At 37.5% G+C, this 10,863-nt stretch carries 8 protein-coding genes and 1 tRNA gene; 2 read left to right on the top strand and 7 right to left on the bottom strand.

The window, feature by feature from the left end; translation table 11 throughout:
• Both F6K40_RS35305 and F6K40_RS35300 read left to right on the top strand, forming a co-directional pair.
• Window positions 1-745: TIGR04168 family protein (locus F6K40_RS35305; RefSeq protein WP_293143349.1), on the top strand; the 745-nt coding region annotated here is incomplete at its 5' end.
• A 340-nt stretch (window positions 746-1,085) separates the two neighbouring features.
• Window positions 1,086-1,170 (top strand) — tRNA-Ser (locus F6K40_RS35300).
• Between the two features lie 398 nt (window positions 1,171-1,568).
• On the opposite strand, the gene F6K40_RS35295 is transcribed toward F6K40_RS35300, so the two are convergent.
• From F6K40_RS35295 to F6K40_RS35265, 7 genes are all read right to left on the bottom strand, one after another.
• The gene (locus F6K40_RS35295; protein WP_293143346.1) at window positions 1,569-3,734 is read right to left on the bottom strand and encodes an ATP-binding protein; all 2,166 of its coding nucleotides are present in this window, start codon (window positions 3,732-3,734) and stop codon (window positions 1,569-1,571) included.
• Between the two features lie 1,066 nt (window positions 3,735-4,800).
• Window positions 4,801-5,025, bottom strand: coding sequence for a hypothetical protein (locus F6K40_RS35290; protein ID WP_293143342.1), 225 nt, complete (start codon window positions 5,023-5,025; stop codon window positions 4,801-4,803).
• Complete coding sequence (locus tag F6K40_RS35285; RefSeq protein ID WP_293143339.1) at window positions 5,022-5,450, bottom strand: hypothetical protein; 429 nt, start codon at window positions 5,448-5,450, stop codon at window positions 5,022-5,024. Before F6K40_RS35285 ends, F6K40_RS35290 begins: the two co-directional genes overlap by 4 nt.
• 233 nt (window positions 5,451-5,683) lie before the next feature.
• A complete protein-coding gene (locus tag F6K40_RS35280; RefSeq protein ID WP_293143336.1) occupies window positions 5,684-7,831 on the bottom strand; it encodes a hypothetical protein in 2,148 nt (715 codons plus the stop codon).
• Window positions 7,832-7,904: 73 nt separating this feature from the next.
• Window positions 7,905-9,002 (bottom strand): phage tail protein, encoded by a 1,098-nt coding sequence (locus F6K40_RS35275; RefSeq protein ID WP_293143333.1) that lies wholly within the window; start codon window positions 9,000-9,002, stop codon window positions 7,905-7,907.
• A gap of 303 nt (window positions 9,003-9,305) precedes the next feature.
• Entirely contained in the window at window positions 9,306-10,496 is a 1,191-nt protein-coding gene (locus F6K40_RS35270; protein ID WP_293143330.1) for a hypothetical protein, read from the bottom strand.
• A gap of 176 nt (window positions 10,497-10,672) precedes the next feature.
• Window positions 10,673-10,863, bottom strand: a 191-nt coding sequence (locus F6K40_RS35265; protein WP_293143328.1) for a hypothetical protein, incomplete at its 5' end; no start/stop codon positions are given.

Here is a 10,863-nt window from a genome sequence, read left to right as displayed (position 1 = left end):
CTGGGATACTGCAACTCCTTGGGGAAGAGAAAAATGTCCTAATGACCGCACTCAAGAAGATAGAGCGCAGCAGCAAATAGATTTATTTGGGGAAGCCCATGTAGGTTATGGTCAGTTGGACTCGCCCGATTTAAACTTGACAGTGGTGGGGACTCGCCCTTTTAGTTGGGGAGGTCCAGAATGGAAATATCAAGATTTTTATCGAGAACAATTTGGAGTTAATAGTTTTGAGGAGTCTACCGATCTAATAGTTAAAGCTCTCGAAAGTGCCCTCCATGAAAATGTGATTTTTATTGGCCACAATGGTCCGACTGGTTTAGGAGATGCTCCTGAAGATCCGGTGGGGCGCGACTGGAAACCTATGGGTGGAGATTTTGGCGATCCAGACTTTACTAATGCAATAATAGAATCTCGTAAGTTGGGTAAAAAAATTCCCCTAGTTGCTTTTGGCCACATGCACCATAAGTTACGGCACACTAACAAGCAGTTGCGTAAGTGTCTTGATATAGATGGTGAAGGGACTTTATATTTGAATGCAGCAAGTGTGCCACGAATTATTGATACTGAAGGCCAAAAAAGACGGAATTTCTCAATTGTATCTATGGAGGCAGGTATTATTTCTCAAGTTGCTTTGGTTTGGGTAGGCCACGATTTAACAATAATTTCTGAAGAAATTTTATATTGCCAACCAAAATCTGTTTTTAACTTTCCTGGCGGGAAGTCCCGCGCTCTCCATCCCCCCTAACCCCCCGTGCATAGGGGGGAGGGGAGCGTCGGGATGAAAGCCAGGGCCAGGATTCGGATACCTTCATAAGCTAAACGTTCATATGCCCTTGACAAGCTAGGAGAATTTTGTTATTGTCAATCTCAACACAGGGGGAGGACATCACCTCTGTCTAAACAGCGGTAAGGGTTTCCCAGACTGAAGAATCCCAATGGGTCCCGTAAGGGCAACGTCGGGAGTATGTCAAGTCGTTACAAGTGCTATAATAAGTAGTTGTCAAAACATTACAAGTCTCGTAGCTTGTTTGGTCAAAACTTCAAAATTACTTTTGATTTTTGACTTTTAAATTTTGACTCTTTATGGAGAGGTGGCAGAGTGGTCGAATGCGCTCGACTTGAAATCGAGTGAGGGTTAAACCTCCGTGGGTTCGAATCCCACCCTCTCCGTTTTTTTTTGAATTAGTGAAGTAGGGAGTAGGGAGTAGGGAGTAGGGAGTAGGAAAAGTTAGCATTTTGAGAAGATAAGATTCGTTCTCCTCACACTTCCCACTCTCTGCTTTTTTCAGCAGAGTAATAATTTTCAATTATTAATTAGGGTTTGCTGATTAAATATTAAATCCTCTTCAGGTAAAAGTTTCAGGCTTTTTAGGTCTTGAAAAAATCCAAGCTTTTAGGTTTTTTCGGTTCAAAAATGAGCGTATTTTGGACAGATAAAGACAGAAAAATTGACGAACAATTCTTACTCCTACCTCCTCTAAATCCCCATTTCTCCTGTCTCCTGTCTCCTACCCCTACCACAAGACTTTTTCAGCAAACCCTAATTATTAATTATTAATTATTAATTATTAATTATCAATATAGGAACCTAAATTCTTATCACGCAGAATTTGTCCCATTTTGTCGTACTCTTGACGTATGGCTCGAATTAAGTGGACCATCTCAATTACTCGACTATCATCTGCTGCGAAAAATGCTGCTGTCAGCGCGATATTACGAATATTAGCTCCAGTAATCTCAAAATTTTGTGCCAGAAACTCTAAATCTAGCTCGGAGCTACAAGGTGCATTTTGGGGAAAAATCTTTTGCCAAATTAGGTGACGATGGTTGGCATCTGGTAAGGAAAACTCAATAATATATCGGAGTCTTCTTTCAAAGGCTTTGTCCATATTATTACGAAAATTTGTAGTTAATATGGCAATCCCTTCATATTCTTCCATTTTTTGTAATAAATAGCTTACTTCAATATTAGCATAGCGATCGCGACTATCTTGTATTTCTGAACGTTTACCAAATAAGGCATCAGCTTCATCAAATAACAAAATAGCATTAGAATTGGTTGCTCCAGTAAATATTCGGTTGAGATTTTTTTCTGTTTCCCCAATATATTTACTAACTATTTGGGATAAATCTATTTTGTATAAATCTAGTTGTAAATGATTGGCAATTACTTCTGCTGCCATAGTTTTTCCTGTACCGGGAGTGCCAGAAAAAAGAACATTTAGACCTTTTCCTAATGATAATTTAGTTGCAAAACCCCATTGATTATGTACTAAATTTTGAGATTCTGCTTCCTTACAAATATTCTGTAATTGTGTTAGTTGTTTTTGCTGTAATACTATATCATCCCAAGTATATTTTGGTTGAATTTGACGGGCAAGAGTTGTTAAATTGTGACCTGATTGATGGCGTGCTGCACTACATAAATTAATAAATGAGAGTCGGGGTTTTTTTGTTGGGAAATTGCTGTTATTTTCAATTTCAGTTTCGGATATTTTTTGCCAACGAGTAGTGTTATAAGCAGTCATTACTGCATCAGCAATTTGGTCCGGGGTAAGACGAAAGCGATCGCTTAATATCTCTAATTCTTTTTTTTCAATACTAATTTCTAATTTGTTTAAATAATTTTGCCAATATTCTCGACGTTGACTAGATTCAGGAATTGTAAAAGTAATGGTAATTAAACCTTTTCCTCCTGTGGTTGTAGGCAGCCAATTTTCGATTCCAGAAAAGATAGTAATGCCTCTATTTTTTTCAATTTCTCTCAGAAAAGATTGATAGGGGATTTGATTTTCTGGAATGTAGAGAATATCAAAATTTTCCCAATATAATAATCGCTGAAAAAACCATGCTTCTCGCCATATCAATTGTAGATTTTCTTGGAAGTTTGATTTATCTTCTAATAATTTGGCTAAATCAGTTATTAATAAAGGAATTTCTAGAGTTTGAGCAAGAAAGTTTGCTGTATTGGATTTACCTATGCGATCGCTTCCTTGAAAATAAAGGAGAAGGGGTTGTTGTTTCTGCCAATCTTCTTTAACTAAAATTTGTAGTTTTGCTTGAATATCGGGATTGAGATATAAGATATCCGCAGATATATTTGTTTCTCTTAATTGACAATAAGAAGTGAGTCGGGAATCTAATCCCGGTTGATTTAATAGCAATCTGAAAACTTGCGGATTAATAATCAGATGTTGGGAAAGGAACGTTGATTCTGAGGAAAGATGGAGTAAACCGTGATAAATTAAAGGTGCATTGGTAGTAAAATGTTGACGTCGTGAGAGTTTTTCCAGAATATTAGAACAGTATAGGTTTAAGACTAAATCTACTGTGGGTTTTTTGTGACTTGTTTCATCTTGAATATAAGCAAAAAGTCTTTCATATTCTCTATCTATTTCCGGTGCCAGAGTGACTGTTAAAATATCTAAGTCAAATAGAGATAATTCAAAAGTATTTTGTAACCAAGAAATCAGAGAATTTGCAGGAATTTGACTAGAGGTTTCATCATCTGCTATCTCCATTTTTTGAAACCATGTTATGCCATATTCTTGCTCAGTTTGACGGTGTTTTTGCAGAGTAGAAATAAATTGGGTAATGCGTCGATCTAAATTTTGAATCAGAGGTAGTAACCCATTAATATCTGGGGTAATTTCTGTTTCTGAAGCGATAGATTTATTGAAGGTTTTTGTTTCAGTATTCTGAGCTTGTACATTAGCTTTTAATGGTTCTACCATAGGTTGTATCTCAGGTAATTGTAGAATGGATATCTTAGAATTTTATCGTAATCAGGACTTATATCATGTCCGGTAGCATCGGTATTGTAAAAGGGTAAGAATTCAGAATGCGAGAATGCGAGAATGCGAGAATTCGGAAATTTGGGATGAAGGCTTGATTTATCTTGAAATTAAGGGTATTAACCCCGAAACAACTTAAATTTCCTGTAGATATTCATCCTTGTGGAATAGGCATCTTGCCTGTTGAGTTTACACGATACCAGCGGACATGATATTACGTAGGCGAACCCAGAAACCCGGTTTCTCGTAGATGTTTATTGTCAAAAACAATGATTTACCGTAGAAACCGAGTTTCTTTGCGTAAGTCCTGGTAATATTATTCAGTCTTTTTTCGTAGTAGACTGACACACCTAAAAACGCGCGGAAACTGCTGTAACTATTGTCCAATAGATAAATAGAACATAAATGTTGAACAAGAAAACGCTGAAACTTTTACCTGTAAAGGCTTTTAGGTTTGATCGGCAACCCCTAACTATTGTCCAATAAATAAACAGAACATCAATAATCGCGAAAGAGATCAATATAGCTGCGGAATGGATGTTCTGCTACTTTCATGGAACAAAGCCAAATCTAGCTGTAAATTCAGGATATTTTTCCAAATCCTCAAGTGTATTGTCTAAGAATTTGCGTAAGTCCTGAATATGAAATCCCCAGGACTTACGCAAAATTATAAATCATACACCTTGTGTAGGGGCGAATGGCATTCGCCCTCTACTAGATATGGTGGTTCTGCGTAATACCATGTCCGGATAAGAGCGTGATCAAAACACTTCTTTCTCCTGGTACATTCTTTTCTCCTGTCTCCTGTCTCCTGTCTCCTCCCTAATTATTTATAACTATTCAACCGGACATGATATAAGTCCTGATCCCGTTAAACAGTTGTCATTGCAACCGAAGGGAAGCAATCTCGCAAAACCCCTGAGATTGCTTCCTTCCACGGAGTGTAAGTCGCAATGACAAATGCAGTGGCAATTACCCGAATTCTATATGAGACCTTATTTCTTGGTCATAAATTGGTCTTTTCTGCATTTACTATTTCAGGGATAACGTTCTCTTTGTCTGTTTCATTTTCTTTCGATATCTCTTCTTCCAGAATTTGAATTGCTCCACTAATACGAAGCAAAGTATCCCGTAAATTAGCGACTTTAGCCTCGTATTCTGCCATAACCTTCTGTCCTGACTCAAATTCAGCTTTCAGTTCTGCTAAACGTTTCTCTAATTTTTCTTTCATGTTCCTTTTACCTTCATATTCGTTGTCATAAATGTACCATTACCAAGGTATTCGAGGGTAGTATCAGGAATAGGATTGGGTGTTGACGGTTGTTGTGCAGGAGCCAGCACTTTAAATTTAGCTGTGAATAATGCTCCTTTGAGTAATACAGGTTTACCCCCAGATTTAGTCTTTTTGGCTTTTTGATTGCCTGCCAAGGATTCTATGAAAATCATTCCTACCCCTGGAATAGTATGTTGGGCTGTCTTGTAAAGACAACCAGGAACAATCACATTTTTTTCATCCCCATCCACACAGACGAGTTTCTGGTTGATTTTACTCTTACCTGTGCCTATTAAATCCCCTGGATGTACATTGACAGTTGCTATGCCAAAGGTAGGGTTAAAGTTAACTTTATCACCTGTTATGAGAATGAAGTCTGCCATAGTTTAATATCAGCAAAATAAATATAGAGGACTTATACAGAAACCTGGTTTATCAAGTAAATTTCGTGGTTTGAACAAATAATCAGGGCAATAAACCCGGTTTCTTGTTTGGGTACGTCCTGATCTAGGGGCACTTTGCGAGCTATATGCGATCGCTAATTTCCACTTAAAAAATTTGTTGAGCGGTTAAAGCGATCGCCCTAAACATAGAACTAAGAGCTATTAACTATATCTTATTTTGCCCTAAAAGTAATACCATCTAAAGAAAGCCAAACTTCACTTCCTTTCAATCTAGTAACTTCTCCATTAGTCATAATATCTACCCGACCTGATTCATTTATATCTGTACAAATAACGTGAAGTTCTTGAGCTGCTGGTTTGTAACCATCGGGGAGGGTAAAAATCACATCGCCTGTTCCATTCTTCACTAAACCTTTCAAGTGAACGATTCCCAAGCTATCCTTAAAATATCCAGCATGATTAAAAGTATTGCTATAATTGACCCAACTATTTTCCAATACTGCAGTCTGCCATGCCTCTTGCTCTAATTTTGTTGTCCCTCCTATTACTTCCAGTTTTGCACCTGGATCATTGGTTCCAATTCCCACACTGCCATCTTTAATAACCATCTGTACTGTTCCGCCAGTACCTGGATTTAGTGCACTGTTATTATGACTACCACCTTTATACCAAGCAAAGTTTTTGTAAGTGCGGAAATATTGAGTCTCACCCTGTACCCCGATGCCATAATGATTGCCCTCATTATCACTCCACAAGTTAATCATCTCGCTTATATTAACAGCAAAGCTAAGACTTCCTGAAACGGTTAGCTTTTTTGCTGAAAAATCTTGACTCGAAGAACCAAGTGCTTTGGTATCAGCATAGGTTTTGATTGCTTTTGAAGTTGCTATTGTCAGATCATTATTGTCACTAAGATTAACATCACTAGAAATGTTATTCACCGCTACTCCATTTTGTAGCTTCAAATCTCCACTAATTTCTAACTTCGCCCCTGGATCTATCTTTCCAATCCCCACATTGCCATCTTTAATAACCATTTGTACTGTTCCGCCACCTGAATTTAGTTGATCGCTATTATGACTACCACCTTTATACCAAGCAAAGTTATTGCCAGTGCGGAAATATTGAGTGTTACTCTGTATCCCAATGCCATACACTGTTCCCCACAAGTCAATCATCTGTCTGGTTTCCGATAGCTCAGAAAATGGAACAAAGGCAAGACTTGAAACGGTTAGGTTATTTGCTGAAAAATCTTGACTCAAAGAACCAAGTGCTTTAGTATCGGCATACTTTTTGATTGCTTTTGAAGTTGCTATTGTCAGATCATTATCGTCACTAAGATTAACATCACTAGAAATGTTATTCACCGCTACTCCATTTTGTAGCTTCAAATCTCCATTAATTTCTAACTTCGCCCCTGGAGTTGTCATCCCAATTCCCACATTGCCATTTGTATCTAAAGTCATGGAGGTATTGTTGGCTAAAGAATTCCAATCACGCCCAATCTTGAGTTTATAACCATCGCTATTATCAATCCCCATTGCCCAGCCAGACTCACCAGATACATCCCAAGACACGAAAGGATTTCCTCCATTTTCTCCGGCAACTCGAAGGCTAAGAATAGCGTGTTCCTCATTACTATCGGTTGGATTAAAAATATACAAGCCATTATTATTTGGTGCCGTTTGGTTTGTGGCCTGTACCTGTAGAGGAGCAGAAGGATCTGTTATCCCAATTCCCACATTGCCATCAACCATTAAATCCCCATCAAGCTTTAAACTGCCTGTTAAAACGGCTAAGTTGGAGTTAGTATCTCCTCCAGAACGAAGAGTCAATGATTTACCATTAGAGTTGGGTAAAGATAATCCTGAATATTCCCGAATATCAGTATTAATCTCGCTAATATTCTCTTCAGAAATGGTGATTTTTGCTAACTTTACACCTGTCTCTGGTGTTGTCTCAGCAAAAGCAAATTCTGGATCTTCTTTCCACCGTGTATAGCTATCTGCAACTTCATTTTGTTGTTGAGCGTCTTTATCTTCAAAGTATTCAATATAAAGTTCCCCTTGGCTAAGATTATTAAATTCATCAAAGGTTGTATCTGATTTTAAAACAATCAGATTTCCCTGATTATCTATCGCTGAACCAACTTTAATCAGCACGGATTTTTGATCTGTTTGAATTTCTTCAACTTCTAGTCCTTCAACTATTCCTGAAACATGAAGACTTTGCTTTTGGTAACGAAGGCGATCGCTTAAATATTTATGTTGTAATTGAAAGTCTTCTTCTAATAAATATTGCCCTGGAAAATAGTTTGGGTATTCAGTGGCAAAATTAGAAAAATCGGTTGTTTGAGTCATATTTTTCTCCTGATTATTTATACAGCAAACTCCACAGGGCTAAGGCCATGGGAACCCATAAACCCGGTTTATCCTAGATACTGTTTGTTCCTAAAATAGTAGGAATTATTTCTCTTGTTATCTCTATTCCGACTTCATTATTATAACAAATTTGTAGAATATTTGTGGTCGGAACTTCTTGCAAAATAAAGTCTTTTGCTAGTAATTGATGTGACGATTCACCTTGATTAGTATCCCAGGATACTTCAACAGTTACTTTACCTACAATTGCAACATTGTTAAGACTTTTAATAGTAACAGTTAATCCATCTATGGTTTCCATCAATTGATAGTTATAGAGAATTCGTTTAATTCTAATTTGATTATTTCCGGTAGTAGTTTCTGGGGTAAGTGAATGAAAGTCAGATGTATCATCTTTTTTGAAACGGACTGTAATTTTATTTAGAACATCTGAAGTAACTTGGTTTGGTTCAGTTACTTCTACAATTGCTGTTAGTTCTATTTGATCAACTGTAGCAGTAGTATCTGGCTCTAATTCTTGAATTTTAGGAACTGTAAAAGTCTCAGAAAACTCCGATCGCATAGTTAACTGCATGCTTGGCACAAGAATTTTCAGACTATAAAAAGTCTGTGCAGGTTTTTCTTGCTCGATAATTGCCTGAGCAATTTTAGCCTGTTGCCAATATTTAATCGGGTCACGGTCATTTAAAGTTAATTGAACCTGAAAATAATGGGGAAAATGAGTAAAATTATCAAAAATTTCAACCTTTTCTCCTAATTTTGCATTTTTCAAATAAAGACTTAAAAGTTCACTTAATCCCTCTTTTGTTCCGCGCAAACGATAGAATTTAACAACTTCTAAAATAAAAGCTCTCTTAACCTCAATATCCCAATCATCCCGTAAACTTAAAGCTACCCAACCCGCTAACCAAGGTACAAATTCCTCTGGTGTTTCTTGAGGATTAAAAAAGAGATGAATCTGCTCTAAAACTTCCTCAAATCCTGGTACATTTTCACTTTGAGCTGTAATAACTTTTTCCTGACTAGCAGTTTCATAAAGTCCACTCAGAATCTTTTCAAAAGCTAGTAAAAAACGACCCAGGAAAACTTGTTCTTGGAGAATTGCTGGTAAATATTGTTGATAGGTACTAATTGATTTGTTTGTGTTCATTATTAACCTCTTTATATCCCCCCCTGCCCCCCTTAAAAAGGGGGGAGTCTTCAAACCCTGTCCCCCTTAAAAAGGGGGAGTCTTCAAAGTCCCTTTTAAAAGGGGGGAGTCTTCAAAGTCCCTTTTAAAAAGGGGGAAGTCTTCAAAGTCCCTTTTAAAAAGGGGGAAGTCTTCAAACCCTGTCCCCCTTAAAAAGGGGGGAGTCTTCAAAGTCCCCCTTTCAAAGGGGGATTTAGGGGGATTGTCAATGTGCCTCATAACTGTGGGAATTGCTATATAAACTTAACTAATTATCAGTAGGTACTAATTGATTTGTTTGCGTTCATTGTTAACATCAACCAAGACTGTAAATTTGGTAAATTGATTATCTTCTATAAACTTAACCAACTGATTATCGGCGAGATAAATTTCCGATGCAGGTTGATCATCTTCAGATTGAAAAGGTTGATTATTTTCATCTTTAATTGAAATAGTTTCCACATAATCTATTCCCTCCAAATCATCTAATAATTTATAGATTTCTGAGAGATAAATACTTCTCCCAAACGGCCATCCTTTACCCTCCCAATATTTACCAGAATTCAAAGGCTCAAAAAATAGCTTCATTTCTGTATTAGCCTTTTCGATTAAATCTTCTGCTTTGCCGCCATCTTTTAGAACTAATTCTGCTTCTATAGATATAGATACATATTCAGGTTCTACAATATGCAGACGAGTAGTTAACAGTTTTCTTGGCTCAAGAAAGTTAAATAAATTTCCATATTTGTTTTCTTCGTTTTCAGCTTCGTTTTCAACTTCGTTTTCAGCTTCGTTTTCAGCTTCGTTTTCAGCTTCGTTTTCAGCTTCGTTTTCAGCTTCGCTTTCAGCTTCGTTTTCAGCTTCGTTTTCAGCTTCGCTTTCAGCTTCGTTTTCAGCTTCGTTTTCAGCTTTGTTTTCAGCTTCGTTTTCAGCTTTGTTTTCAGCTTCGTTTTCAGCTTCGTTTTCAGCTTGATAATTATTATCGGGAAGAACGACTAAACTAATATGTCCTTTGGCAAAAGTATCAGCACCTGTCTCTTCTAAATTGCGTTGTGCTAAACCCTTAACCCGTGCAATTTTTAAGTCGGTAGAATCTGTAGATTTATTCCAATCTTCAAGAACTAATTGCTCATAATCTTCAATAGTAACTGCCCGATAACGCTGGCGTAAACCCAATAAAGTCTCCTTAATTTCTAATTGCAAAGTTTTGTGTCTTTCTTGGGCAGACTTATTAGGTAATACCAATTTTTTTCCTTGTAGTAAACTAACAAAACTGGCATAATTTTCATCAGGAATTTGATTAACTTGATAGAGAGTCATTTCTGTTAACCATGCTAACAATTCAATTAGAATAATTCCTGTATCTGTGGGATTATGATCTGTCCATTCAGGATATTCAACGGAAATCTGAGAAATTGCCTCTTGTACTAAGTCGGCATAAGTGCGATCATCAAGATTTGGTAAAGGTAAAGTCATTTCAGTTATCAGTTATCAGTTATCAGTTATCAGTTATTAGTTATTAGTTATTATGTGGTACACGATCGCGGGCAAGATGCACGTACTTCCAAACTTTCACCATTTACCCTGTACCTCATTTGTCCGAAATATGCTGTATATCAATACCAACTGCTGAAGCATTTAGATTGAAATACTCAAGTTTGATTTCCCACACCTCCCACACCTCCTACACTTCCCACACCTCCCACACTTCCCACACCTCCCACACCTCCCACACCTCCCACACCTCCCACACTCCCCACACCTCCCACACCTCCTACACTTCCCACACCTCCCACACCTCCCACACCCCCCACACCCCCCACACCCCCCACACCTCCCACAT

The organism is Okeania sp. SIO3I5, from assembly GCF_010672085.1.
Lineage (GTDB): Bacteria > Cyanobacteriota > Cyanobacteriia > Cyanobacteriales > Microcoleaceae > Trichodesmium.
The sequence above is the reverse complement of the archived record's forward strand: the minus strand, read 5'-3'. Positions and strand labels throughout refer to the sequence as shown.